This is a genomic window from Paenibacillus sp. FSL R5-0623 (assembly GCF_037974265.1).
GTDB lineage: Bacteria > Bacillota > Bacilli > Paenibacillales > Paenibacillaceae > Paenibacillus.
In genome coordinates this window covers 4,254,454-4,280,843 of record NZ_CP150233.1, presented here as the reverse complement: position 1 = coordinate 4,280,843, position 26,390 = coordinate 4,254,454, and the positions used below count along the sequence as shown (strand labels likewise).

Annotated in this window: 18 protein-coding genes; 15 read left to right on the top strand and 3 right to left on the bottom strand. The window is 46.1% G+C overall.

Annotated elements, in window-relative coordinates; translation table 11 throughout:
• Positions 1-56: 56 nt before the first annotated feature.
• Genes MKY92_RS18650 through MKY92_RS18640 form a run of 3 tightly spaced genes read right to left on the bottom strand, consistent with a single transcriptional unit; the run spans position 57 to position 3,337 of the window.
• Positions 57-1,529, bottom strand: coding sequence for a serine hydrolase domain-containing protein (locus tag MKY92_RS18650; protein ID WP_339297264.1), 1,473 nt, complete (start codon positions 1,527-1,529; stop codon positions 57-59).
• A 51-nt stretch (positions 1,530-1,580) separates the two neighbouring features.
• Positions 1,581-2,666 carry an ATP-binding protein gene (locus tag MKY92_RS18645; protein ID WP_339297263.1) on the bottom strand — a complete coding sequence of 362 codons (1,086 nt, stop codon included), beginning with the start codon at positions 2,664-2,666 and terminating at the stop codon, positions 1,581-1,583.
• A complete protein-coding gene (locus tag MKY92_RS18640; protein WP_339297262.1) occupies positions 2,663-3,337 on the bottom strand; it encodes a response regulator transcription factor in 675 nt (224 codons plus the stop codon). Before MKY92_RS18640 ends, MKY92_RS18645 begins: the two co-directional genes overlap by 4 nt.
• Positions 3,338-3,612: 275 nt before the next feature.
• Between MKY92_RS18640 and MKY92_RS18635 the strand changes: the two genes are divergently transcribed.
• From MKY92_RS18635 to MKY92_RS18565, 15 genes are all read left to right on the top strand, one after another.
• The gene (locus tag MKY92_RS18635) at positions 3,613-5,019 is read left to right on the top strand and encodes an N-acetylmuramoyl-L-alanine amidase family protein (RefSeq protein ID WP_339297261.1); all 1,407 of its coding nucleotides are present in this window, start codon (positions 3,613-3,615) and stop codon (positions 5,017-5,019) included.
• Between the two features lie 258 nt (positions 5,020-5,277).
• Positions 5,278-6,687, top strand: coding sequence for an N-acetylmuramoyl-L-alanine amidase family protein (locus MKY92_RS18630; protein WP_339297260.1), 1,410 nt, complete (start codon positions 5,278-5,280; stop codon positions 6,685-6,687).
• A gap of 35 nt (positions 6,688-6,722) precedes the next feature.
• Positions 6,723-7,400 (top strand): GerMN domain-containing protein, encoded by a 678-nt coding sequence (locus MKY92_RS18625; protein WP_339297259.1) that lies wholly within the window; start codon positions 6,723-6,725, stop codon positions 7,398-7,400.
• Positions 7,401-7,472: 72 nt separating this feature from the next.
• Positions 7,473-10,211, top strand: coding sequence for an S-layer homology domain-containing protein (locus MKY92_RS18620; protein ID WP_339297258.1), 2,739 nt, complete (start codon positions 7,473-7,475; stop codon positions 10,209-10,211).
• 163 nt (positions 10,212-10,374) lie between these two features.
• Positions 10,375-11,070 carry an endonuclease III gene (gene nth / locus MKY92_RS18615; protein WP_339297257.1) on the top strand — a complete coding sequence of 232 codons (696 nt, stop codon included), beginning with the start codon at positions 10,375-10,377 and terminating at the stop codon, positions 11,068-11,070.
• A 23-nt stretch (positions 11,071-11,093) separates the two neighbouring features.
• Entirely contained in the window at positions 11,094-11,366 is a 273-nt protein-coding gene (locus MKY92_RS18610; RefSeq protein ID WP_017687779.1) for a hypothetical protein, read from the top strand.
• Between the two features lie 307 nt (positions 11,367-11,673).
• Entirely contained in the window at positions 11,674-15,360 is a 3,687-nt protein-coding gene (locus tag MKY92_RS18605) for a dynamin family protein (protein WP_339297256.1), read from the top strand.
• Between the two features lie 324 nt (positions 15,361-15,684).
• A complete protein-coding gene (locus MKY92_RS18600; RefSeq protein ID WP_339177401.1) occupies positions 15,685-17,457 on the top strand; it encodes an ABC transporter ATP-binding protein in 1,773 nt (590 codons plus the stop codon).
• Entirely contained in the window at positions 17,454-19,304 is a 1,851-nt protein-coding gene (locus MKY92_RS18595; protein WP_339297255.1) for an ABC transporter ATP-binding protein, read from the top strand. Before MKY92_RS18600 ends, MKY92_RS18595 begins: the two co-directional genes overlap by 4 nt.
• Positions 19,305-19,471: 167 nt before the next feature.
• Entirely contained in the window at positions 19,472-21,151 is a 1,680-nt protein-coding gene (locus MKY92_RS18590; RefSeq protein WP_339297254.1) for an AraC family transcriptional regulator, read from the top strand.
• Between the two features lie 131 nt (positions 21,152-21,282).
• Complete coding sequence (locus tag MKY92_RS18585) at positions 21,283-22,272, top strand: ABC transporter substrate-binding protein (protein ID WP_339297253.1); 990 nt, start codon at positions 21,283-21,285, stop codon at positions 22,270-22,272.
• 62 nt (positions 22,273-22,334) lie between these two features.
• Entirely contained in the window at positions 22,335-23,357 is a 1,023-nt protein-coding gene (locus MKY92_RS18580) for an NAD(P)/FAD-dependent oxidoreductase (protein ID WP_339297252.1), read from the top strand.
• 256 nt (positions 23,358-23,613) lie between these two features.
• On the top strand, positions 23,614-24,801 hold the full coding sequence (gene purT / locus MKY92_RS18575) for a formate-dependent phosphoribosylglycinamide formyltransferase (RefSeq protein ID WP_339177389.1): 1,188 nt from the start codon (positions 23,614-23,616) through the stop codon (positions 24,799-24,801).
• On the top strand, positions 24,791-25,249 hold the full coding sequence (locus MKY92_RS18570) for a GNAT family N-acetyltransferase (RefSeq protein WP_339297251.1): 459 nt from the start codon (positions 24,791-24,793) through the stop codon (positions 25,247-25,249). Before purT ends, MKY92_RS18570 begins: the two co-directional genes overlap by 11 nt.
• 260 nt (positions 25,250-25,509) lie before the next feature.
• The gene (locus MKY92_RS18565; RefSeq protein WP_339297250.1) at positions 25,510-26,307 is read left to right on the top strand and encodes a CAP domain-containing protein; all 798 of its coding nucleotides are present in this window, start codon (positions 25,510-25,512) and stop codon (positions 26,305-26,307) included.
• The last annotated feature ends 83 nt before the right edge of the window (positions 26,308-26,390 follow it).

Below are 26,390 nucleotides of genomic sequence, written 5' to 3'. Positions count from 1 at the left end.
CCGAATACTTCAACAGATACAATAACAGCCGACTAAATAGAGAATCTAAAATTCCATTACTGAGGTAACTCCAAATGGTCGTTTTTTGTATTCTGAAAATAGACATAGATATAACAAGCCAAATGCACGAAATTTACAAGTGACCATACCAAAAGCCATATGATTGGAGATGACAGGGTAGTCCAGATGCCAAACCAAGGCAGCACACGTCCTCCGCCGATAAACGTAACCAATGGGAACAGAGACAAGAGAATTAGAACCGGGATCAGTGTTCCAACCGGGATCAGAATCAATTTGCTGACCGTTAGGCGGTGGTTGTTCCGAAGTATGCGAAAATAGGCGTAGATGCCCCATGCAAGCGTAGCGATGATCAGCGCAATCATGATCGTTTCCATATTCCGACCGTTTACAAAAAAGGTTTGGGGTTCCTGCCCCCTCATAATATCCGCTATTCCATCAATAAATGCCGAGTAATTCACATAAGCGTTTATACCAGAATTAAACATTACGGCAATGCCCATTTGCTCGTCCAAATAAACCAGTTCTTCTGACTTGTAGGTCCAGAAAATGCCGCTGTGGGAGATCGTTCGGCCGCTAGACGCATCTTGGTTTGCAAGCCAGCCCATGCCGTACGGACCGATATCTCCTACTGCATGATATTGTTTCATCAGCACAGGGGAAACGAGGCGGCCGTGATATTGGGAAAGCATCCATAGGGACATGTCCTCTGCGGTTGAAACGATGCCGGCTGGGCCCTCAATGAACCAAAGCGGTTCGGATTGACTTATAGCGCGTCCCAAACTCAGGTAATGTCCTAGCGGGATAGTATTATTCTCATAGAATTGCTGCGTCGTGCTGACACTGAAGGTGTGATTCATTCCTAGTGGTTCAAAAATATGTTCTTTCAGGTAATCTGAAAAGCGATCTCCGCTAACACTTTCCACGAGGTTCGCCAGCAGCACGTAATTGGGATTATGATAGCTGTAGGCTGTTCCGGGGATATGGGCAAGTTGAACCGTGTTTAATAATTGGTTCGCCTCATCCAGCGATTGGAATTGCGGAGTTTTTGTCATATCGGGATTTATCTTGTCATTGAGACCGCTGGTCTGATTCAGTAAATGACGGACTGTGATGTCAAGAACGCGGGGGTCCTGTGGAGAAAGCTCTGGAAAATAGGAAGCGTAAGTAGCATCCAAGTCAATCCGACTCTTGTCCACCAGTTGCAGAACAGCCAATGCAGTAAAGGACTTGCTAAGTGAAGCAATGGGAAAAGGGGTGTTACCCGTTACCTCCCGGCCATCCGCGAATGTCCCGTAGCCTTTTGCGTAAAAGACCTCATCGTTATTGGCAATCGCCAGTGAAGCAGCCTTAATGTGATTGGCCTTCATGTTCCGATTCATATATTCGTCAATCTCCTGCAGAACTTCTGTCCTGTCTCTGGCTTCATTGGCGGATACGGAGGTTGCCCACGCGGTACATAACAACAAACAGCTAATGGTGATATACATTCTTTTTTTCAGTTTTAGCATGTTAACACTCCTTGAATTCAAGATAAGGAGATGTTATCAGATCATTTTCAACTATTTATCAACTCGGGTCCCAATACTTGCCGTGACGCTTCCACCTCCGTTAGGACCGTTTGCAATCCGAAGACTACCTTCATGTTTTTCGCAAAACACTTTGCAAATGTAAAGGCCCAGCCCGCGATGTTCGCTCGCATCCCATACTTCGCCTCGGTAAAAAGGGAGTATAGCCTTACTCAGGGCTTCGTCAGAGAAACCAGGACCGTCCTCTGAGACGGTAATCTTCATAATGCCACCCTGAACGTCATAGTGGACGTTCACTTGACTGGCTGCGTATCTCGCCCCATTAGCCACTAGATTCTCGAAAATCTGCATGACGAGATAGGGATCTACATGTACTGAGGCATTATCAAACTCGACGGATGATACGAAACGTATACCGTACTGTTTCGCGATTTGTTCAGCGCTGCCGTCCAGCAAAGCCGTCAATGAGATCGTATCCATCGACTGGAAGTTCAACGGGACATCCTCCAGCCTCTGAATGGAATTCATGGCCTCTGCATAACTCTCCAGACGCAAGATGTGAAGGTTCATGGTATGGATCAGGTCCAGCACCTTTTCTTCCGACAACTTCTTCTCGGGAAGATAGGTGGCGAGAAGCTCGGCGTTTCCTTTTAACACAGACAGGGGTGTTCTCAGATCATGGGCAAAAATAGCATTGATCTGCTTGCGCTCTTCAACCGAACGCCAGAGTGTCTTAAGGTTTTTTTCCAATTGTGAGCGCATGTTTTCAAATAGTGCGATCAGCTCGCCCATCTCATCCTGGCTGTCATAGGAAATGCGGAAGTCTAGATCGTTGGCTGAAATGTTCTTGGATGCTCGTTTTAATAGCTCCAGCGGTCGTTTTAGCTTCCATCTGTAAAATAGAACGGCCATGGTGACAATTCCAGTCGCTACGGTGAGCAAAACCGTCGTGACGAGGGAGGGCATCACCCAATCCGTTTCTCCGAAACGCAGCCGCAGGTTCTCCGCCCAAGCAAACTCCAGAGTTATGATGGCCAGTACGGCAATGAGTGTGACCACACACAACAGCATAAATGAGTGCAATAAGGACAATCGCTTTAAAAACAGGAGTCTAGTCATGAACTTGGCCATTTGTACCCTACTCCCCAAACGGTCTCAATTTGATTATCACAGCCGTATTCCTTTAATTTGTAGCGAATTCGCCGGATATGCTCTGCGATCACGTTACTGTCACCTTGCTCGTCCATGCCCCAAATCTTTAGGTATATGCGTTCCTTTCCAAACACCATATCAGGATGCGTGGACAGCAATTCGACAATATCAAACTCTTTTTTGGGCAGTGAAATTCGCTTATCCAAGTAGTAGAGTTCCCTAGCCGTATAATCAATGACCAAATCATTGTTAAACCTTACCGAAGATTTAGTTTGGATTCGTTGTTCCCTGCGTATATGTGCTTCGACCCTGGCGCCCAACTCGCGAATGCTGAAAGGTTTCAGGATATAGTCATCGCCTCCGGCACGAAATCCTGCTATTTTATCAGCATCTTCGATTCGGGCCGTTAAGAATAAGATCGGGCAAGAGACGAAGTCGCGAATTTTTTCACATAATTGAAGGCCGTTCTGTTCAGGCATGTTGATATCTAACAAAACGAGATCGGGCTGTTTTTCCACTTTCCGCAGTGCTTCCCGGCTGTCCTTGGCCGTCATCACAGAATATCCGTTAATTTCAAAATAATCAGTCAGTAGCTTTCGAAGATCTGCTTCATCGTCCACAATCAGTATTTTAGGCATCAAGTCTCAATCTCCTGTTTTCAAGTATTTGAACTCAGCATAGCAAAAATGGATGAGGAATGTAATTTCCATAAGATTTTGGGAACTGGACTTATGGAGAAGTAACCTTTGTGTCACTCTGTTTCCGACTAAATATGACAACGTTGTAACCGGATGATCAGACAATATCTGATAAACTGATTAGTAGATTATGGAAGGTTACATATTGTCATTGATGTTACGCTGCAGAGAATCAGGTCGGATGTTCAAAAGACAAAAAGAATGGTGGATGAGGTATGAAAAAATGGTCGGCAGCAGTCGTTTTTCTTCTGTTCCTATGTTTATTCCCAGTCATCGCCCATGCAGACACCACTCCCTCGATTGTACTCGACGGTGTAACCATTAACCAGCAGACGGGTGCACCTGCAGAGAATATCGGGAAAACGGTCATGGTTCCAATTCGAATTGTATCCGAGAACCTGGGTTATAAGGTGAAGTGGGAGAAGGAAACTCAGTCAGTCCAGGTTCAAAAAGGAAACAGCATGATTCAAATGACGGCTGGCAAAGATGCAGCTACAGTGAATGGAAACGTGGTGAACCTGGATTCGCCCCCACTGATCAAACAGGGAACTACGCTTGTTCCGTTACGCTTTGTTGGGGAAGGCATGGGTCTGCGTGTTGGCTGGGACAATGGAACCAAGACAGTAAGCCTATTTAGTATTCCTCCCGTAGTTGAAACGGAAGGTGACAGTGACCCCGTCGAGGCACCTGTCCCGGATGGTTTGACAGAGCTTCAAGGCATCAGCTTCAGCGGAGATCGGTTGATTGTAGCAACCAACGGTAATATTAGCCCCAAAGTATCCAGTATTGGTGGGCCAGACCGAATTATTGTTGATCTGCCTTCAGCGACATTTTCTCAGGAATTCATTCAGGGACAAGCCTCTAACCCGGATGGAAGTGGACAGATTCTCGTTACGGATTCATCGATAGTTTCCAAAGTCCGGTATGCCATGTTCAGTAAAACGCCTTCTACTGTGCGTGTCGTTCTGGATCTGAATCAGACGGCTACAGCCAAATGGTCAGTTGGAGATAACAATGTCTTGCTCGTTGACCTGACAGCCACGAGTGGAGAACCGACAAGCCAACCGGCAGTACCTACGAATGATGGTAAAACGATTGTGGTCATCGATCCGGGACATGGGGGTCGTCAATCGGGTGCAGTGAGTTTGTCAGGAGCTTATGAGAAGGATTTCAATCTGGCTGTAGGACTGAAGGTACAGGCAATCCTTCAAAAATACCCAAATATTCAAACAGTCATTACACGCCAGGATGATACAGAACTTTCGCTCAAACAGCGTGTGGATATTGCTGAATTGAATCAGGCAGATGTTTTTGTATCCATTCATGGAAACAAATTCACTACACCGGTACCAAACGGCATTGAAACGCTCTACAGTCGTAAAGAAAGCAAGACATTGGCTGATACCCTTCACAAATATGTGTTGCCGGTAACAGGACTCAAGGATCGTGGGGTTAAAACGGCTAGTCTGCATGTGACGCGTGAAACAACCATGCCTGCTGTGTTACTTGAGCTTGGTTTTTTAAGTAACCCTACAGATGAAGCAGTCATGCTCACGGAAGAATACCAGGACAAATGTGCACAGGCGATTGTGGACGGAATTGTTGAATTTTTGGGACTGTAAGTTGAATTGTGCGCAAATATGAAGGTTAGGGTGTTACGTTGTTTAGAGATGTATATTTGATAAATAAGGAAAAAAGAAGACATTAAAATGTAAAAAAAGCTTGATCTGACAACGTTTTTTTTCTGTTATGTTGGAATATATTCGCAACTTTTGAGAGCGAGGGGCGTCTAATAGGTGTCTGGTAATGCCCAAGCGGTCAGTCGGAGTTGGAAAATGACAACATGCGGCAAAAAAATATGAGAATGGTAGGGGTGAAGGATGAAGAAGTTCGGTTTTTTGGTACTGTTATTTGTCTTTGGGTTCGTATTCCCGGGCTATAGTCACGCAGCAACAGACACGAAAATTATCCTAGACGGAAAAGAAATCGTACAGCCATCGGATACAAAAGCGGAAATTATCAACAGCAAGGTGATGGTTCCGATCCGGGTTGTGTCCGAAAATCTTGGATATAGCGTGGAGTGGAGGCAGCAAACGCAAACAGTGACTATTAGCAAAGACAACACTGCCATGCAGATGATTGTTGGACAGAAGACGGCAACGGTGAACGGCAGTAACGTAAACTTGGATGCCCCGCCACTCGTGAAAAATGGTACTACGCTCGTACCTCTCCGATTTATTGGTGAGGAAATGGGTCTTAAGGTGGGTTGGAACAATACTACGAAGACGGTAACATTAGTTACCCAGAATTCAGGTTCTGGAAACGGGACAACCACACCGCCGAACTCTGGCAATGAAGGCGGAGGATCGGATCAAGAAGGTCTTGTACTGGTGAACGGCATCAGCTTCAGCGACAACCGCTTCATGATTGCAACAAGCGGAAGTACGAAGCCGAACGTCTTCACGATGACAGGACCAGATCGAATCGTTATAGACTTGCCGAATACCGCATTTGCTGATTCGTTCAGTGAAGGACAGGCTTTAGACAGCAACCAGAATGGACAACTCGTCGTTAGCGGCTATCCGGATGTGTCTAAGATTCGTTACTCGTTATACAGCAACAGTCCATCTACAATTCGTTTTGTAATCGATCTGTCCAGTTCAAAAGGGTACAGTGTGCAAAATGATTCCGGACTGGTTATGATTAACCTCGACAATCAAAGTGGTACACCTGCTCCTCCAGTTGGTAATAATGGCAAAAAAGTTGTCGTTATCGATGCAGGTCACGGAGATCAGGATCCTGGGGCAATCGGTGTAACTGGTAAACGTGAAAAAGACTTCAATCTGGCAATGGCTCTGAAAGTGGAAGCCTTGTTGAAAAAAGAATCCAAAATTGACGTTGTGTTAACGCGCAGCGATGATACATTTTTGGCATTGAAAGAACGTGTGAAGATTGCACAAGACATAAAAGCGGATATTTTCATCTCCATTCATGCTAACAGTGGCCCTGCTGCTGCGAACGGTGTAGAGACATTCTATACACGCTCCAACAGCAAAGCACTTGCTACAGTGATGCACAAGTATCTTTTACAGTCATCCGGACTGAAAGATCGTGGAGTGAAAACGGCAAGTCTCCATGTGACCCGTGAAACGACAATGCCAGCAGTTCTGCTGGAAGGTGGATTCCTTAGCAATAAGAGCGACGAAGCAGCCCTGTTCACGGAGAGTTTCCAGAACAGTGTTGCCAAAGGGATTGTTGCAGGAATCAAGGAGTATCTGGGAATTCAATAAGGGACAAGCCCTTATGTTGAGGAGGCGGAGTTAGAATGAACAAGAAAATATGGATTGCAGCCTTGCTGGTAACGGTTATGGCAGTTGCTGCTGGATGTGGAAGCAAGCCAACAGCTGCTCCGAATCAGACGCAAGGCGCAGGAACTGAAACCAATGTGACCGAGGTTGAAGGCGAAACAATTACCGAACCGGTAACCGCTGAACCTGAAGAGAACACAACACCTACAGAATCCACGGAAGGCAGTTCGGAGGAAGCGACTACAACTACTCCGCCAAGCGAAACGTCTACGGAGACGCCAGCAACTTCTGAAAGTAATCAAAAGAAAACGATCACTGTATTCTATACGGATGAAGAAGAACTGGAGTTGCACAAAGCTTCGGCAGAGATTTCATACGCATCGGATGATGCCAAATATAAAGCTGCCTTTGAATCACTGCAACAGAGCAAAGACGATAAACTTGTTCCGCTGTGGTCTAAAGAAATTGAATTGAAGTCTGTTCAGTTCAAGGATGGAGCTCTTACGCTGGATATTCATATGCCAGATACGGCACGTCTTGGAGCAGGTGGAGAATCTTATGCGCTGGATGCTCTAAAACAAACGTTCTTCCAGTTTGATGAAGTAAAATCACTTGATTTACTGGTGGATGGTCAGCAGACGGAGAGTCTGATGGGCCATGTGGATCTTGAACATCCAATGACAAGATCCGAGTAGGCTGTACAGCATACTGTTGTACCGTGAATCCACGGAATATGGGTCGTTTTACATGAGAGAGGGGAATCATAGGTGACTTTTAAATATAACCATACATCACACTCTAAAAAAGTAGTATCAGCCGTGCTTGCAGGCATGATGGCCCTTAGCGCCGGCGGAGCTGCCATGGCAGCAGAATCAACAGAAACGGGGCAGGGTCAGACTGCTGCAATAACAAATACGGCTGCACCAACTGGTTTGTTCAGTGACATCAAGGTCGGATACTGGGCTGAAAAACATGTCTACAAACTGGCATATCAAGGTATTCTTCTCGGTAACAACGGCCTGTTCCGTCCAGGAGATGCGGTAACACAGCAAGAAGCTGTAACGATGGCAATCCGTTTTATGAATCAAGAGGGCCAGTTGAATACCGACACGGCTGCGGCATTACCGACAAACATGGAAGTGGGAAATTATTTCAAGCCATATGTCGCGCTGGCACTTCAACTGGGACTGATTGACAAAACGGAAGAATCAACGGTGGATGTATCCAAGACCTCCTGGGGTCAAAAGCCGGCTTCACGGGAATGGATTACGAAATTGTTAATCCGTTCATTGGACAAGGATGCTGAAGCGAAGGCACAAAACAATCAATCTACCGGATTTGCTGATAATGCAAGTATTTCCGAAAGTGGTAAAGGTTATGTCAATCTGGCTGTTAGCCTGGATCTGGCCAAAGGTGTGGAAGGCAACAAATTCAATCCAACTGGTTCCGTAACCCGTGCTCAACTGGCTACCTTCTTCAGTCGTGGTGAATCGTTAACGGATACAACGTACCCGAACACATCCACGGGTTATGTGACAGGATTGAAAGATGGGCAGATCACGCTGGTTGTGGACGGAAAAGCCGTTAACTTCGCAGTGAACAGCAGTACGCCTTACTTTACGAAAGACAGTGAAACTCGTGCTTCCGCCACAGATGTGAAGCTGTATACGAAAGTTATGGTTGTAGGTTCGGCAGGTGGGGCTTCCTATGTAGAAGTTGTTGATGCTACACCGCAGGTGGAAAGTGTTGAAGGTACATTTGCACGTTCGTTGTCTGGTAATAAAATTGGTATCTTTGTGGGCGAGAATTACGAAACGTACAGTTATGATGAGGCAACTGCATTCATCGATCAGAATGGTAATGCAATCAAACTGTCCGATATTACGGCAGATAGTATCATCGAGGTACAGCGTGAGACGTTCTCGGCTGACAAAAAAACAGTTGCTATTCGTGTGAAATCCGGCATTGTTAACAAGAGTGACAATGGCGTAGTTGCTGAAGTGTCTACTTCTGGCAAAACGATTAAACTTGTCAATGCAGCGGGTGCAACAGAGCAGTTTGCATACAATGACAATCTGCTTATCACATATCAAAACCGTATCATGTCAGTGGCTGATCTCAAAGCCGGCAGTGCCGTGAAATACACCGTAAAGGACAGTGTTTTGCAAACTATCACATTGTCTCAAGGTGTGGAGCAATCTGTGCGAGGAACATTGGTTGAGATCGGTGGCAACCAGTCCACGTTAACGTTCAAACGTGAAGGGGGTTCCCTTGAGGCGAAATTGCTGACTGAAAAGCCGGAAGTTATTATTAATGGTATTCAGGATGCAACGCTGAATGATCTCATCACAGATGCAACGAACGGGGATCAGGTGGAGTTGTCATTGAACGCTGACGATCAGGTAACGCGTATTCAGGTGATTGGACGTCAAATGGAACCTATGAACGGAGTAACGGTTGTATCTTACAACAGCAAAACAAAGGTACTTACCGTGTTGGACAACAACAAGAAACCGTTTGTATTTACATTGGATGAGAAAACCAAACTGGATTACAATACGACCAAACCTACACTCGCTGGTCTGGAGTCGATTTTAAATGATGGTCGCAAATTGGATCTGACCTATGTGGGAACACGTGCGTTGTCCGTTAAAGTGATTTACAAGTATGAAGGTACGATCAGCAACATTGACACAACGGGCAGAAAAATCAGTGTGTTGTCTGGTAATCAGACGATTACAGTGCCTTATACTACAGCACCTACGGTTGAGATCTATAACAAATCGGGCGCAAGTCTGGGAGATTTGAAGATTGGTGACAAAGTGACCGTAACGCTTGGAGCAAATCAGGATATTGTGCAGAAGGTTGCACTGAATACTGTGGCTCAATTCGAAGTGGTTGCTTTGGAAGCAAACAGTCGTATTCGAGTAAAATCCGATCTGTTGACAAGTCAGTTCTACGTGGATCAAGCGGTACTGACAGGAGAGAGTGGTCAGACGATCACGCCTTCGCAACTGACAGCAGGCAACCTGATTAATGTAACGTTTGAAGGAGCTACGCCAAAAGCGGTTCAAGTCGTGAAGCGTACGCTGGCTGAAGTTACAGCGGTAGATGCTTCATCTGTAACGCTCAAACAGTTTAACGGCCAGACTGAAACCGTGCCTGTTAGCGGTTCGGTTAAAGTCGTAAAATCTGGCTCCACATTAACTTCATTGACTAGTCTTACGGTCGGGGATCGTGTGGAAATGACAAAAGATACGGATAATTCCACACGCTTCAGAGTACTAACTGTCATGAGCAAACAATTCTGGTCTTATGATGGCGTTGGTAACCAGATTTTGGTTAAACGGGAAACGACAACAGACACAAACTATCGTTTTGCACTCGGATCAAGTGTATTTGTTCACCAGGGTGACAATACTTTAAGCGTGCAATCTCTCAGAGATAATGATAATATTGTATTGTATCTCCTGAACAATGTTATTCTGGAGATTCAAAAACAGTAATCGTTTCTTTTCGAGGATCAAAAGAATGACCGTCTTGATACGGGATCTTTCCCGCATCAAGACGTTTTTTTTGCAAGCTTTTTGAGGTCCCCGCAAAGTACTTGGATGAAGCTTCGAAGTAAGGCTCCGCAGAGTGGAGTCATTTTGTGGGAGGTAGCTCTTCATGAATGCAGCGACGGTTAGACATATACTCGAAACTATGGAAGCAATGTTTCCTGATGCACATTGCGAATTAAATCACAGCAATGCATTTGAATTGACGGTAGCTGTCCTTTTGTCTGCCCAGTGCACCGATGAAACGGTGAACAAGGTAACCGCAGATTTGTTCCAGAAGTACAGAAGCCCAGCAGATTATCTGGCGGTTCCTCTCGAAGAGCTGGAACAGGATATTCGGCGAATCGGTTTGTACCGGAACAAGGCCAAGCATATTCAGAACATGTGCCGAATCTTAATAGAGCAGTATGGCGGTGATGTACCGCAGGAACATGATCAGCTTGTGACGCTACCAGGTGTCGGGCGGAAAACCGCGAATGTAGTTGTTTCCAATGCGTTTGGAGTACCGGCAATTGCGGTAGATACTCATGTTGAACGTGTATCCAAGCGGCTGGCGCTTGCGGGTTGGGATGACTCCGTACTTGAAGTCGAAAAGAAACTAATGAAGCGCGTACCCCGGGACGAGTGGACTATAACTCACCACCGGTTTATATTTTTTGGACGCTACCATTGCAAGGCACAGAACCCTGCGTGTCATATCTGTCCATTGCTGGACATATGCAGGGAAGGGAAAAAACGTATGAAAACGTCCCAAATCAGGAAAGATAAGGAACGTGTCACCACCCGAAAACGAAAAATAAATTAATGAGTAGAAAAGGATGAATAATCATGAAATGCATTTCCGTGTACACTGACAATTTTGAGGCCTTCTCCGATATCTTTGAACAAATCGTTGAACAGGAAATGGCTGAAAATGAAGAAAAAGAAGTAGAAGGCATCACAGTAAGCCACTCTGGCGACGTACCTGAACATTATCTGGAGCGTATGTCCGTTAAACCCGAAGTTGTTGTTATGAGAGACAAAGGCAGAGACATTACAATTCTGCAACATGGACAAGTATTTGAAATCTTGCTGCCTTCCATGGAGAACGCAGTTTCATAAGAAGTGATTACACTATTGGTTCTGTTGTATTAATGTCATGATGATCGTTGTGGTTAAGATGATCGCATCGCATTCATGCAACAGACACTTGGCGTAAGCATTTGCTAAATACCGAGTATAAAACGTTTTACAGATAAAACCGACTTGTTCGGTTTTATTTTTTTTAGATTAAAGTTTTATACAATCATTTATGTATATTCAATTCCAACCGTTCAAATTCAAACTTGATAATGTTAAAATAAATGTTGTAAAAGAGATAGACGTCGAAACGGATGTCAAATTAGAGGAGCCAGGGGGAAGGCCAGTCATGTCCAGAACAGATTACCCAAAAGAAATGGCCAAACCTTTGCTTCCGCTGCGTGAAGCGATGGAGCAGACAGGGGACCATACGGCTGTACAGGCTTTAACGGATTTAATCAGCAAGGCTGAAATGAAACATCTGACGATTGCGTTCTGTGGTCATTTCTCTGCAGGCAAATCGAGTCTCATCAACAGTTTATGCGGTAAACGGGTCCTGCCTTCAAGTCCCGTGCCAACCAGTGCAAATGTGGTATCCATACGTAATGGTAAGCCAAGAGCGCTTATTTACACTACGCCAAACGTAAGCGCTGACAATGGAGCAGGAACACTTGAAGTTTCTCCAGAGGAATTGGAGGCGTATTGCAAAAATGGTGGAGCTTACAGCTCGATCGAGGTATGGGATAATATTCCTCTGCTGAAAGATGATGCTGTCCTGCTGGATACACCAGGTGTGGATTCAACAGATCGCGGACATAGTCTCGCGACCCATTCCGCGCTTCATCTGGCGGATGTGGTCTTCTATGTCATGGACTATAATCATGTTCAGTCCGAGACAAACCTTTCATTTGCCAAGAGTCTGTCGGATTGGGGCAAACCGTTGTTTTTGATCGTGAACCAGATCGACAAGCATCGGGAGCGTGAGCTCTCTTTTGACCAATATACCGAAGGTGTCGAAGCTATATTTGCGGCTTGGGAAGTCAGATATGACGGACTGTTGTTTACTTCCCTCCGCGACAAGCAGCATCGCTACAACCAGTGGGATGTGCTTCCGGAACTCATTGGACACATGATGCAAGAGAAGGAAGCGTTAATTACGCACAGTTTGGCAAGTTCGGCCAGTCATGTAACGGAGCAACACCTGACGAGAGAAGCGGAGAAACGTGAAGACGAAGAGAATTCCCTGCTGGATGAGATTGGTGGCAAGGAAGGAATTGAACGCTTGGAACGAGAGCTGGAGCTTCTTGATCAACAAGCAGCAGACATTCGTACCGGGCCTTCGCGAGTGCGTGAGAAATTCCGGGCAGAGCTTGAGCCTCTTCTGGCAAATGCAAATCTTACTCCTGCGGATATTCGTGCGTCTGCTGCTGCCTATTTGGAGAGCCGCAAACCGGGCTTCCGGGTAGGCTTATTGTTCTCAGGTGGCAAAACCGAGCAGGAGAAACAACGCCGTGCTTCTGAGCTGGTAAGTTTGTTACAGGATCAGGCTTCCGGGCAAGTCGAGGTACATATTCGTACGATGCTTAGACAGCTGGGTGAGTCCCATCAGTTATGGGGAGCGGAGTGGGAGCAGGCGCTTAATACGGAGCTGCCTGCTGTAGATGAAGCATTATTGGAGATGAAACGCAGTGCCAGTGCAGAGGTATCTCCAGAGTATGTGATTCAATTCAGTAAAGATGTGCGGGGCGAGATTGAGGCCCGCTATCGCAGGTCGGCCATGATGTTGGCCGACCGCATGCTGGAAGCGCTGGCAGCGCAAGGCGAAGCCGCGCTCCAGGCGCTGGACGCCAGCCGCGCAGCGCTGCTGGCGCAATCCGCGGCGGCGGCGCGCTATACAGCGCTCCAGCGCAGCGCCGCCGCAGAGGCAGCAGGGCTGCGCAGCCTGCTGCCTGATGCGGGCCCCCTCCCCTCCGGGCTATTGCCGGAGGTGAAGGGCCCGGACGTGCCCGCGGTACCTGGACCGGGCGAAGCACCCGGTCCGCATGCGGGCACGTCAACGTCTGTGGCTGCGCAGCCACAGACGCCAGAGGCACCGCCAGCGCAGCGCGCAATCGCGGCGGCGGTGCCTGGGCCATCGGCGGCGGCTGGCGCTGAACGCCGCCGACGCCTGGACGCAGCAGCGGCACGGCTCGAAGCCGCTGCTGCGCTGGTGGAGCCGTACCCCGCCATGGGGTCGGCGGTACGGGATCTGCGTGCACGCGCGGCTTCACTTGCGGGCGGGACGTTCACTCTGGCGCTGTTCGGAGCATTCAGCGCCGGCAAATCCTCCTTCGCCAACGCGTTGCTGGGCGAAGCTGTACTACCCGTCTCGCCGCATCCAACGACAGCGGCGATTAACCGGATTATGGCTCCTGCCGGTGGCGCGGAGCATGGAACAGCCCGGGTCCGCATGAAGACCCGGGACGCCTTCCAGGAAGACCTCGCCTATTCCTTCCGTTTGCTCGGACTGGGTGAGCCTGGAGCGGAGTGGCAGAAGCGAGTACGCTCCCTCTCACCACAGGATGTACACCCGGCGGGGCGCCCGCATTACAGCTTTTTGCAGGCGGCAGCAGCCGGGTGGGAAGAAACAGCGGACCAGTTAGGTCAGGATGTGTTGGTGGATCTGGACGGTTATCGTAACTTTGTCGCAAACGAGAAGAAGTCCTGTTTTGTGGACAGCATCGATCTCTATTACAGTTGCGATGTGACTGAACAAGGCATTGTACTGGTAGACACACCAGGAGCGGACTCCGTGAATGCTCGTCATACGGGTGTAACCTTCAATTATATGAAGAATGCGGATGCACTCATTTTTGTAACGTATTACAACCATGCTTTCTCCCAAGGAGATCGCCAGTTCCTCAATCAGTTGGGACGCGTTAAGGATAGTTCTGCCATGGATCAGATGTTCTTTGTTGTGAATGCCAGTGACCTGTCTTCCTCCGAGGAAGAACTGGAGCAGGTTCTCGATCATGTGAGCACCCAACTGCGCAGTAATGGAATTCGGGCACCACGACTCTTCCCGGTATCCAGCATACTGGCGATGGAAGGCAAGATGGCAGGTGATTCGAAGCTGCTTGAGCAATCTGGTTTTATCCGTTTTGAGGAAGAGTTCAACCAATTTGCAGGCAGAGAATTAGCCGATCTTGCTGTAGGTGGAGCTTCGGAAGAGATGGCACGTGTCATTCAGCGGCTGAAGAATCGTGCAGAGGATGCAGCTCAGGGTGAGGAAGCATTGCAGCAGCGGCGGGATGAACTAGGGACTATTCAGGGGCAGTCACGTCAGCGCATACAGCAACTTGCAGCAAGATCGATGAAGGAAGAACTGTCACAGGAAACAGCAGAATTACTCTTCCATGTGCGGCAGCGGCTTGCCTATCGCCTTGGTCTATTCATGGCAGAAGCATTCCATCCATCCGTACTTCGGGAGGATCGAGGCAATCTGAAGATGGCTTTTGCAGCCTGTGGACGTGAACTGTTACGCATGATTGCCATTGAACTGGAGCAGGAACTGCTTGCTACCACCCTCAGACTTGAACAGGCAGGTCAGACCTGGCTGATGAAGCAAGTTACGGAATGTATAGATGAGGTGAGACAGTTATCAGGGGGCGTGGATGTGTCACTGCCACTGAACGAACGCTGGACTACACCTGTGCTTGAAGAAGTTCGTTTGGAAGAACCGTCTGGATGGAAAAGCTATTTGAATTATTTCCGCAATCCGAAACAGTTCTTCGAAGGGGATGGACGTCAGCGGTTACAGGAGGCACTTGATCCTGTCCTCAAACAGATGATCATTGAAGTTCTACCTGCTGCGCAAGACAAGCTGATTCAGTTTTACGACAACCAGCTCTGTCAATCATTGCAACACCAATCCCGTCAGTTGGAAGAGCGTCTGGACGAGGCGGTAAGTGGAATTCAAGATACACTGGAGAGCGGAATTCCGGCCGAGCAATGGACCAGCTTGTCTAACCAACTGGAACAGATTGAACGCAGTTAAAATCACGGCATGACGTGTATTCTCTGGAAGTCTTTGTAAAACAAAATGAATGATACAGCAACACATTGAAAATGTTGCGAAAATCAATCCAAAAAGGCCCCTGCCGAAAAGGCATATAGGGAGCCTTTTTTTGCTACGAACAACCTGAAATAAAGAGAATATTCAAACATTTGATTGAAAGGTGGGCATTTACCTTCGTTAATGCGTCAATAAGCTGAAAGCAGGCAGAATATGGTCTGTTATTCGCTTTGCCGCGAATGGGGTACGGTGATAAACTTCATAAATGTTCATAGTATTTTTGAACGACATAAGAGGAGGAGAAACATGGATGTTCTTAGGCAACTGCAAACCTTTTTTTGGGAAAAGCGAACGTATTTATTTGTATCAATCTTGTTCCTCGCCTTAGCGACCGCACTTGGGTTGGTGTATCCGTACATGCTGAGGATACTGATTGATGATATTATTGTTCCGCGAACTTTTGAAGACGTTCCCATAATTGCCTTGACTGTGTTAGGTGTAGTTATTTTGAAAGCGGGAATGCAGTTTTTACACGGCTTTTTTGGAGGACGCTTGGGTAACTTCCTGGCGTACAGACTTCGTAACGCATGTTACGAAAAGCTTCAATTTTTATCCTTCCGTTATTATGATACGGCCAAGACAGGTGATCTGATGTCCCGCCTCACGGGAGATTTGGAAGCCATCCGTAACTTTATCGGATTTGGTTTCGCCCAGATTCTTAACATGGTTTTCATGGTCGTATTCGGCGCAATCATGATGATGACCATGAGTTGGCAGCTTACGCTGTTCACGCTCATATGCATCCCATTACTTGCCTTCGTTGCGCTGAGATTCGAATCCAAAATTCACCCTGCGTTTCAGGAGATGCGGCTGGCGCTCAGTTCACTGACAACAGCGGTACAGGAGAATATCACTGGAGTACGTACGGTAAAATCCTTTGCACGTGAGCCATATGAAGTGGAGAAATTCTCCATACGTAATGAGCGTTACAAGACAAATCAGATTCATGCCGCAACATTGTGGAGTCGTTATTTTCCGATCATGGAGATTCTTGCTTCGGTGAGTATCGTGCTGTTGCTGATAATCGGTGGAAGAATGGTTATACAGAAGACGCTGACACTCGGTGAACTCGTTGCCTTTTTCAGTTTGATCTGGTACATAATCGGTCCAATGTGGAACCTTGGGTTCCATATCAACAACTATACGCAATCCAAAGCTTCAGGTGAACGGGTGCTCGAACTGCTCAATACGCCAGTGGATGTGGAAGAAACGGAAGATCCCGTCATTGTGGAGGCAGACCAGGTGAACGGCCATGTAACGTTTGAATCCGTTACCTTTGCCTACGGCAATAAAATGCCAGCGGTAACCGATATTAATTTTGATGCTGCACCCGGTTCTGTAATCGGTTTCCTCGGGGGTACAGGGTCAGGTAAATCAACCATCATTCAGCTATTGATGCGTGCCTATAACGTGAACTCGGGAACGATCAAGCTGGATGGCAAAAACATCAAAGATATAGGCATCCGCAGTTTGCGAAGTCAGATCGCTTCTGTTTTCCAGGAAACGTTCCTGTTCTCATCCAGCATTCGCAATAATATTTCCTACGGACTCAAGAACGTCACCATGGATGAGATTATCCGTGCAGCCAAGCTGGCCAAGGCTCATGACTTCATTATGGAGTTCCCGGACGGATATGACACGGTGGTTGGTGAACGCGGCATGGGATTATCGGGTGGACAGAAACAGCGGATTGCGATTGCAAGGGCTTTGCTGAAAAATCCGAAAATCCTGGTACTTGATGATGCAACCAGCGCCGTGGACATGGAGACGGAACACGAGATTCAGTCCGGTTTCCAGGAAGTTATGCGCGGCAGAACGACATTTATTATTGCACACCGGATATCTTCACTACGACATGCAGATGAGATTCTGGTGCTCGATGAAGGTCGCGTGGTACAACGGGGAAAACATACCGAACTCATTGAAGTGCCTGGACCATATCAGGATGTTTATAAAATTCAATATGCAGATTATATTGCCCGCGGTAAGCGGGAGGCTGGGGAGCAGGTGAATTCATGAGTGCCGAAACGATAGCAGACAGGCGCGAGGCAAAAGTGGCCTCTGACAAGAAACTGAATGAACGATTTGTGTATCAGGATGATGAAATTATTGAAAAACCGTTTAACTGGAAAGAATTCGGACGTTTATTTGCATACATGAAACCTTATGCAAAACAATTGTTACCACTCGTTATTCTAATGATGATCTTGGGTACCATTACAAAATTGTCCGTACCTTTTCTGATCAGTCTGGCGATTGACCGGGCCATTGCACCGGCAACGGGGTTGCCAAGCATGACTATGCTATATCTTATCGCAGGCTCCATATTTGTGTTGTATCTGATTCAATGGGCAGCCAATACGTACCGGATCAAATTGACAAACATTATCGGACAGCGCGTTATTTATGATCTTCGCTCGGATCTGTTCAAGCATATCCAGAAGCTGTCCTTTAACTTTTTTGACAAAAGACCGGCAGGTTCCGTACTGGTACGTGTTACGAATGATATTAACTCCCTTCAGGATCTGTTCACGAACGGTGCAGTTAACGTCATGATCGACTGCGTACAGTTGCTCGGCATCATTGTGATCTTGCTGTTGATTAACTGGAAACTGGGTCTTGCCGTGATCATTACGGTGCCAATCATGTTTATCATCTCGACCAAACTGCGGGTGCTGATCCGCCGTGCCTGGCAGGATGTGCGCATGAAGAACTCTCGAATTAACTCCCACTTGAATGAATCCATTCAAGGGATTCGAGTGACTCAGGCTTACACACAGGAAAAAGAGAACATGAAATATTTTGACAACATGAACCTGTCCAGCAAAAAGTCATGGGATAGAGCATCAGCGATGAACCAAGGCTTCGGACCGCTGATTGAGATTACAGGCGGTTTTGGTACATTGATTCTCTTCTGGTTTGGTGCTTACCTGATTCAGGAAGGTCAGTTGACCGTGGGATTACTTGTCGCTTTTGCCAACTATGTCGGCAACTTCTGGGACCCGATCAACCGTCTGGGACAGATGTACAATCAGTTGCTGGTTGCGATGGCATCATCAGAGCGTATCTTCGAATTCATGGATGAAAAACCAAGTATCGCAGATAAACCAGGTGCCAAGCCGCTTCCTTCTATTAAAGGAGACATCGCATTCGAAAATGTGGTGTTCGAATACGAGAAGGGCAGACAGGCGCTGAAAGGAATCAGCTTCTCTGCTGCTGCGGGACAATCGATTGCACTTGTTGGTCATACGGGCTCAGGTAAAAGTACGATCATCAATCTAATCAGCCGTTTCTATGATATATCCGGTGGACGTCTCACCATTGACGGACAGGATGTGCGGGATGTAACGGTAGAGAGTTTACGCAGCCAGATCAGCATTGTATTGCAGGATACCTTCATCTTCTCGGGGACCATCCGTGACAATATTCGATTTGGACGACTGGATGCAACGAATGAAGAGGTGGAGGACGCGGCAAAAGCAGTCAATGCACATGAGTTCATCATGAAGCTGCCTGGTGGATACGATACCGAAGTAGAAGAACGCGGAAACGTATTATCCATGGGACAACGGCAATTGTTATCCTTTGCCCGTGCGCTGCTTGCTGATCCACGCATACTGATTCTGGATGAAGCTACAGCCAGTATCGACACGGAGACAGAGCTTAAAATCCAGGAAGCGTTGAAGGTGCTGTTGCAGGGAAGAACGTCCTTTATGGTCGCTCACCGCCTTTCAACCATCCGAAATGCAGATAACATTATCGTCCTGGATCATGGTGAAATTAAAGAAGAGGGCAACCATGAGCAGCTTATCCAAAAACAAGGCGTCTATAATGGTTTAATAGAAGCTCAATACAGATTTTTGTGATGAAAACTTCGGATGCTTGTGAAGCGTCTGAACATCTATGAACTTATAACACTCTGGTGTTCTATAGCCTGATCCTTCAATAATAAGTGCATCTTATTCATTGAAGACAGGTTAGAGGCCGGAGTGTTTTTTTTTAACATTAGTGTGGTATGTTATATTTTTGAAGAATGAAATCAATACAATCGTTCATGGCTGGAGGGAGATCAATGCAGATGGACAACAACGAGATAAATTCAAAGCATTTGGATCACCTGGATCATATGAATTTTAGGCTCCTTCACGTGAATTATACGAGTGCTCCTGCGACGGAGTGGCTTCTGAGGAAACACTTCATTGAAACATACATGTTAATATTTGTAGCCAGTGGACAAGGGTGGTTGAAGATAGATGGCAGTTTCATCGAATTGAAGGAGGGCGGACTGTATGTAGGCTTCCCGGGGCAACTGGTTGAGGCAAATGTGCATTCGTTGGATGAACGAGGTGTGTATCACATGAATTTTGATGTCATGTACGCACTGGTACAGGAGGGGGGGATAGCCCTTGATATGATGAAGCAACTTTTACGTAATGACGTGAATGGCGAGGTCAGCTCATCTTCACCCGTTGCTGTTGGCGTCATCTGTCAGATGATTTACCACCACACGTTGAAGAAGGATGGTTTGCAAAGGTACTATGGTCAGATTCGTTTTCAGGAACTGTTGTATACCATGTTTTACGACGTGGCCTGCGCAGAAAAGACGGATCTGGTTTCACCAATTGAACATGTTAAAGGCTACATGGAGCAGAATTATTCGAAGAGATTAACCATTGAGGAATTAGCAAATGTGGCGCGAATGAGCCCTCGACACTTCATGCGTTTATTCAAGAAAAGGTATGGTTACAGTCCAGTGGACTATTTAACGCTATACCGAATTAAACAAGCCCAGATCCTAATGAGAAATGATCACAGTTATCGACTCAAGGATGTGGCATCGTACGTGGGTTATCAGGATGAGACGTATTTCCGGCGTAAATTCAAGCAGATCTCGGGCATTCCACCAGCAGCGTTTATACGGAATAGCAAACAAAAAATTGCTGCAGTTCATTCTTTGAGCATTGGTATACTGCTTGCATTGCAGATCATTCCATGTGCCGCGCGGGCAAGTCATCCATGGACATCCTATTATAGACGTAAATATGAAACGGACAAAGTTATGCCACTCGCAGAGAGTGAGACCACCTGGCTGGAACAGCTGCGATTAGTTAAACCTGATTATATTATTACGATTGGGACGGAATCTGAGGCTCTGCAAAGTCAGCTTCAATCCATGGCTCCGGTGTGTGACCTCCCGTGGGAAAAAGGGGATTGGAGAGAACATTTGAGATATGTTGCAAGCTTTTTGGACAGGTCGGATATTGCAGAAGTGTGGCTTCAAAGATATGAAGAGAAGGCAAAAATCATTAAGAATCAGCTTACAGATTTCATACGAAAAGACAGACTAGTTGTACTCAAAGTTCATGGTGAAGCGTTGCAGATGTTAGGCCCAAGGAGCATTGCTTCCGTTTTTTACGTTGATATGCAAATGGAGGGTCCCGAAGGAGTTGAGACTTATTGGGAACGTGGCACAGTAACCATTAAGGAGTTATCCGTTCTCAACGTTGAAAGAATATTACTGATTGTGGGTGATGATGAGACATCCAGGCAGACATGGTCTGCTGTGCGTAAGTCTGAAGAATGGCTTGCGTTGTTAGCGGTACAGAATGGCAGAATGGATATCCTGTTGTCGAGCGTCCTGCTCGACTACACTGCGTTTACCCATGAGCTTATGTTGGATGAAATATTAAAGTTATGGCAAGATCGTCCATAGCAAAAAGTCTGAATAGTCAATATCATGCCTGAACATATTTTATTATACTACTCCTATATCGTAGTGATAATGATAATTATTATTGATTAGACATTGTCATCTATTAATGACCTATAGGGGGTACATAGAGAATGAGATTCAGATGGTTGACCGTAGTATGCATAATGATGTTGATGCTCGTTATTTCGGCTTGTGGGGCAGCAGGCAACGAAGCATCCTCGAGCGAGGGACAAGAAGCGGGTTCCGCCAATTCTTCAACAACAGAAGCCAGTCAGGTGAAAAAAGTGAACACGGAAATGGGAGAAGTTGAAATTCCGGTGAACCCACAAAAAATAGTGGGTTTGTCGGTTGTATATCCAGAATTTTTATATTCACTTGGCATCGTACCCATTGCTGTACAGAACTACCATGAGGATTTTCCTTCTTACTTGCAAGAGCCATTTGCAAACACAATGAAAATGGGAATAGGAAGAACGCCTAACTTTGAAGCACTCATGGAGGCAACTCCGGATTTAATTATCGCTCCTGACTGGTGGTCCAAAAAGGACTATGATCAGCTTACTCTGATTGCACCTACCGTACTTTTGCCACAGCGTGATGATTGGCGTGATGAACTGCGGGATATGGCTAAAATTTTGGACAAAGAAGAACAGGCAGAAAAGGTGATTCATGATTTGGTGGCAAAGGAGAAGGTAGCTGCTGACAAATTGCACAAGCTGATTGGTGAGGAGACTGTTCTCTACATTAGAGTGATGGAAAAAGAAATCGTACTTCATGGGGAAAACCTTGACCGAGGGAACTTTGTCCACAAACGATTGGGAATGAATCCACTTCCTAATTTCCCGAAAGATCAAACTGCCATGTCCGTATCCTTGGAAGTACTGCCTGAGTACGACGCAGATCATCTGATCGTTCAGCTGGATGATGAGGCTAATTCGGAAATTAAAAAGAAATTTGAAGATATGTTATCTTCATCGTTATGGAAAAATCTGAAAGCAGTCAAGCAGGACCACGTCTACATGGTGGGTGGCAAGGAATGGTTCAATCTGGGAATGTCTCCACTTGCCGATGAATATGTTATTGATGATATTGTTGCTGCTTTTGAAACAAAAAACAAATAAAGCAAACGGGTAAAGTGACATGTATCTCGAATTCATAACTAAATTAACAAGGTGTGTTTAAAATGAATGAAGAAGATATCTATGATGTAACCATCATCGGAGGCGGCCCTGCTGGCATGTATGCGGCTTTTTATGCAGGAATGCGTGATATGAAAGTTAAAATCATCGAAGGCAAAGACCAGCTTGGTGGATTTCTGCATACCTATTCGGAAAAAACAATCTGGGATGTTGGCGGTCTTCCGCCTATGAAATGTTCGAAGTTGATCGAGTGGCTTGTTCAGCAGGCCAATACATTTAATCCAACGGTTGTATTGAATTGCAAAGTGGAAAGGTTCACTCGACTGGATAACGGAATATGGAGTATGTATACCACTGGAGGGAAGATACATTATACGCGTACGATCATTGTCGCAGTAGGCCGTGGTATTGCAGAGATTCAGAAGCTGGAGCTTCAGGAGCCGATTGAATATGAGCAAGAGAATCTTCATTACACCGTGCAAAATCCGGAACATTTTTCTGGGAAGCGTGTACTCATTTCGGGTGGAGGCAACAGTGCTGTAGACTGGGCAATTGAACTTGCTCAACTTGCTCGCAGCGTAGTTGTAATCCACCGGAATAATGAGTTTCGCGCGATGGAACGAAATGTCAGTGAGATGAACAATATAACGGATGTGAGGACACCATACAGCATCACGCAGCTGTATAATAATGGTAATCGAATCCAGCAGGTTGTGATTACGCACATGGAAAATCAGGACAATGTAGTGTTGGAAGTGGATGAAGTCGTCATTAGTCACGGATATAAAAGCAATCTAAGTGATCTTGTCAGTTGTGGCTTAGCTATGGACGATGGAATGGTTCTAATGAGCCATCATGCAGAGACGAGTCTTCCGGGTGTTTTTGCAGCAGGGGACTGTGCGACGCATGAAAGCAAAGTTAGACTCATTGCAGGAGCCTTCAATGATGCGATCGTGGCAGTTAATAGTGCGAAACAATATATGACGCCAGGTGCACCAAAGATGGCTTATGTTTCTTCCCATAATGAAATCTTTAGAGAAAAAAATCGACAAATCCCAAGTCTTTAAACTTGGGATTTGTTTGCGTATTTTGATTCGTTGGAGTATTAAAGTCTGCTCTGTTAACATTTCCTTAATTTTGGGAGGAATGGAAGGAGTATCGAATCTGAGAGCAGTAATTGTAAAATTTGATCGAAAAAACACAAAAAATCTTGTAAAATTCACAAGAAAAATAGGGAGCACTCTTGCAATCTTTAACCAAAACCCCGAAAATAGAGAGACAGACAGATATAGAAGATTTCTCTTTGGGAGGATTGGAAAGAACATGTGGGGTGCTCCTTTTACGGCTCAAGCCAAAAAAATGCTGCTACTAGGCAGTGGAGAATTGGGAAAAGAGGTCGTTATTGAGGCCCAACGACTGGGAGTAGAGACGATCGCTGTTGATCGTTATGAGAACGCACCTGCGATGCAGGTCGCGCACCGGTCTTACTGCATCGACATGCTGGATGCTGAAGCTTTGAAACAATTGATCCGTAAAGAAAAACCTCATTACATCGTACCTGAGATTGAAGCTATTGCAACAGAAGCTTTACTGGAGCTTGAGGAAGAGGGATTTTGTGTAGTACCTACTGCCCGAGCTGCACGTTTAACGATGGATCGCGAAGGCATCCGTCGGCTTGCAGCCGAACAATTGAAACTTCCGACAGCTGACTACCTTTTTGCGGACAACCTGGAACAACTTCAGGAAGCCGTACGTAAGCTTGGCACACCTTGTGTCATTAAACCATTGATGAGTTCTTCCGGCAAAGGGCAGAGTGTATGCCGAACACCGGACGACGTGGAGGATTGCTGGAACATTGCTCTTTCTGGGGCTCGTGGCAAATCCGTTCGTGTTATCTTGGAGAGCTTTGTGCAATTTGACAGTGAGATTACATTACTCACCGTTAGGTCTGTATCAGGCACCGTATTTTGTCCACCGATTGGTCATATTCAAAAGGATGGGGATTATGTCGAATCCTGGCAGCCTCATGCAATGACTCCTGAGCAATGGCAGCAAGCTTGTCATATTGCCAAATCCGTCACGGATGAACTTGGCGGGTATGGACTGTTTGGAGTGGAATTGTTCCTCACATCGGATGGGGTTGTGTTCAGCGAGGTATCTCCTCGTCCGCATGACACGGGTATGGTTACAATGGTGACGCAAGACAGTTCCGAGTTTGCGCTGCATGTACGTGCAATTCTTGGTTTTCCGGTCACAGGTGTACATCTGTTGACACCGGGAGCTTCAGCAACGCTGAAGGCTAATGATGAAACATCTGACTTTACTGTAGGCGGGATTGAAGAAGCACTGGCTCTTCCTCGTACTCAGATTCGTGTATTTGGCAAACCTGAGACCAAAGTAGGACGCCGAATGGCTGTAGCCTTAAGTGCTGGCCAAGATGTGGAAGAAGCTCGTAAAACAGCGGTGCAAGCCGCTAATATGCTGAAAGTGGAGGTAAATCATGTCCAATAATGTTGAGGCCCCTGTACTGATGATCCGAGAGTGTGAGCTGCGAGATGCTGAAGCGGTAACGGGACTGATGCGAGAGGTCAGCTATCCGACAACAACCAATGTCATGAAAGAACGTATTGAATGTTTGGAAACCAATCCAAACGCATGCATGCTTGTTGCCGAAGTGGATGAACAAATTATTGGTGTGATTGGCTTGCAATGTGTGCAAAGTCATGCCTATCCAGAACCTGCCGCACAAATTACTTCCCTGATTGTAGGTCAAGAACATCGTGGTAGTGGGATTGCCCGTCGTCTGATGGCTCGTGCCGAAGATTGGGGCAGACAGCAAGGTGGTAAACAACTGTTTGTCACGGGTGCAAACCGTGAAGTGACTTCAACAACGTACTCTTTTTATGAGCACATTGGTTTTCAGAAGAGAGGCTATCGGTTCAGTAAAGTTCTTCTATAGTATAAATAAAGTTTCTTCTATTGCATGGAAATTCTCATGACATCCTGATCTGCACATTTTGGTGTGGTGAATGATAAATAGATGGTGAAGCGACATTCGACTAGCTTTTTTAGTCCGAATGTCTTTTTTTTTATGGCTAAAAAATGACAAAAAAGTTACTTTTCCATATTTTATAGGTTCACAATCTCCTATTGAATTGATATACTGCTAGAGTATTAATTACAAAGTTGTAATAACTAATTTTAAGGAGATGAATGAATTTGAAAAAGAAATGGATGAAAACTGTCGTAACGAGTAGTCTGACAGCCGTACTGGCCGTAGGGGTAATGCTTCCTGCTTCCGCTTCTGCTGCAGATTCAACATATAAGACTATCACAACGTACAAAATTACAAGTACAGACAGCTTGAAAGCTTATATTGAGAAATGGCTCAAACAAAATGGATACACCGTATCCGAGGGGCAAATTGTAGAGAAGCCTGCTACGCAGGCTGATCAAACGACAAAACCTGCTGAGCCGACCACAAAACCAACTCAACCAACAACAAAACCTGCTGAGCCTACAACTAAGCCGGAGCAACCGACTAAACCAGCACAACCAGCTCAAGAAGAAAAACCGGCAACTACACCGGCAAAAGATCCTTCAAACACAGGTAACAATACAAGTAATAATGGTAGCGAAAGCACACAATCCGATTTTGCTACTCAAGTTGTAAAACTTGTGAACGCGGAGCGTGCCAAAGCAGGTCTGAACGCTCTGACTTCAGATGCACTTCTGGACAAAGTAGCTGTTGCGAAAGTAAAAGATATGAGTAACAATAACTATTTTGATCACCAGTCACCAACGTATGGTTCTCCGTTTGATATGATGAAACAATTCGGAGTAACTTACAGCTATGCAGGTGAGAACATTGCCAAAGGACAAAAAACACCACAGGAAGTGGTTACAGCTTGGATGAATAGTGAAGGTCACCGTGCCAATATCCTGAGCAAAAACTTTACGCATATCGGTGTAGGTTTCTACAACGGATACTGGGCACAAGAGTTTATCGGTAAGTAATCGATTTATAATGAAGAAAGTATGAATTTCTTTTCCACAAGGTTATGCCAGCACACAGTTCAAATCTGTGTATGGTATAACCT

What these genes read in the sequence shown, in the direction of transcription:
- MKY92_RS18605 (WP_339297256.1), top strand. Translation starts at nt 11,674, where the DNA reads ATGTCCAGAACAGATTACCCAAAAGAAATGGCCAAACCTTTGCTTCCG.
- MKY92_RS18570 (WP_339297251.1), top strand. Translation starts at nt 24,791, where the DNA reads ATGTCCAATAATGTTGAGGCCCCTGTACTGATGATCCGAGAGTGTGAG.
- MKY92_RS18625 (WP_339297259.1), top strand. Translation starts at nt 6,723, where the DNA reads ATGAACAAGAAAATATGGATTGCAGCCTTGCTGGTAACGGTTATGGCA.
- MKY92_RS18645 (WP_339297263.1), bottom strand. Translation starts at nt 2,666, where the DNA reads ATGACTAGACTCCTGTTTTTAAAGCGATTGTCCTTATTGCACTCATTT.
- MKY92_RS18650 (WP_339297264.1), bottom strand. Translation starts at nt 1,529, where the DNA reads ATGCTAAAACTGAAAAAAAGAATGTATATCACCATTAGCTGTTTGTTG.
- MKY92_RS18635 (WP_339297261.1), top strand. Translation starts at nt 3,613, where the DNA reads ATGAAAAAATGGTCGGCAGCAGTCGTTTTTCTTCTGTTCCTATGTTTA.
- MKY92_RS18595 (WP_339297255.1), top strand. Translation starts at nt 17,454, where the DNA reads ATGAGTGCCGAAACGATAGCAGACAGGCGCGAGGCAAAAGTGGCCTCT.
- nth (WP_339297257.1), top strand. Translation starts at nt 10,375, where the DNA reads ATGAATGCAGCGACGGTTAGACATATACTCGAAACTATGGAAGCAATG.
- MKY92_RS18630 (WP_339297260.1), top strand. Translation starts at nt 5,278, where the DNA reads ATGAAGAAGTTCGGTTTTTTGGTACTGTTATTTGTCTTTGGGTTCGTA.
- MKY92_RS18640 (WP_339297262.1), bottom strand. Translation starts at nt 3,337, where the DNA reads ATGCCTAAAATACTGATTGTGGACGATGAAGCAGATCTTCGAAAGCTA.
- MKY92_RS18610 (WP_017687779.1), top strand. Translation starts at nt 11,094, where the DNA reads ATGAAATGCATTTCCGTGTACACTGACAATTTTGAGGCCTTCTCCGAT.
- MKY92_RS18580 (WP_339297252.1), top strand. Translation starts at nt 22,335, where the DNA reads ATGAATGAAGAAGATATCTATGATGTAACCATCATCGGAGGCGGCCCT.
- MKY92_RS18590 (WP_339297254.1), top strand. Translation starts at nt 19,472, where the DNA reads ATGAAATCAATACAATCGTTCATGGCTGGAGGGAGATCAATGCAGATG.
- MKY92_RS18585 (WP_339297253.1), top strand. Translation starts at nt 21,283, where the DNA reads ATGAGATTCAGATGGTTGACCGTAGTATGCATAATGATGTTGATGCTC.
- purT (WP_339177389.1), top strand. Translation starts at nt 23,614, where the DNA reads ATGTGGGGTGCTCCTTTTACGGCTCAAGCCAAAAAAATGCTGCTACTA.
- MKY92_RS18600 (WP_339177401.1), top strand. Translation starts at nt 15,685, where the DNA reads ATGGATGTTCTTAGGCAACTGCAAACCTTTTTTTGGGAAAAGCGAACG.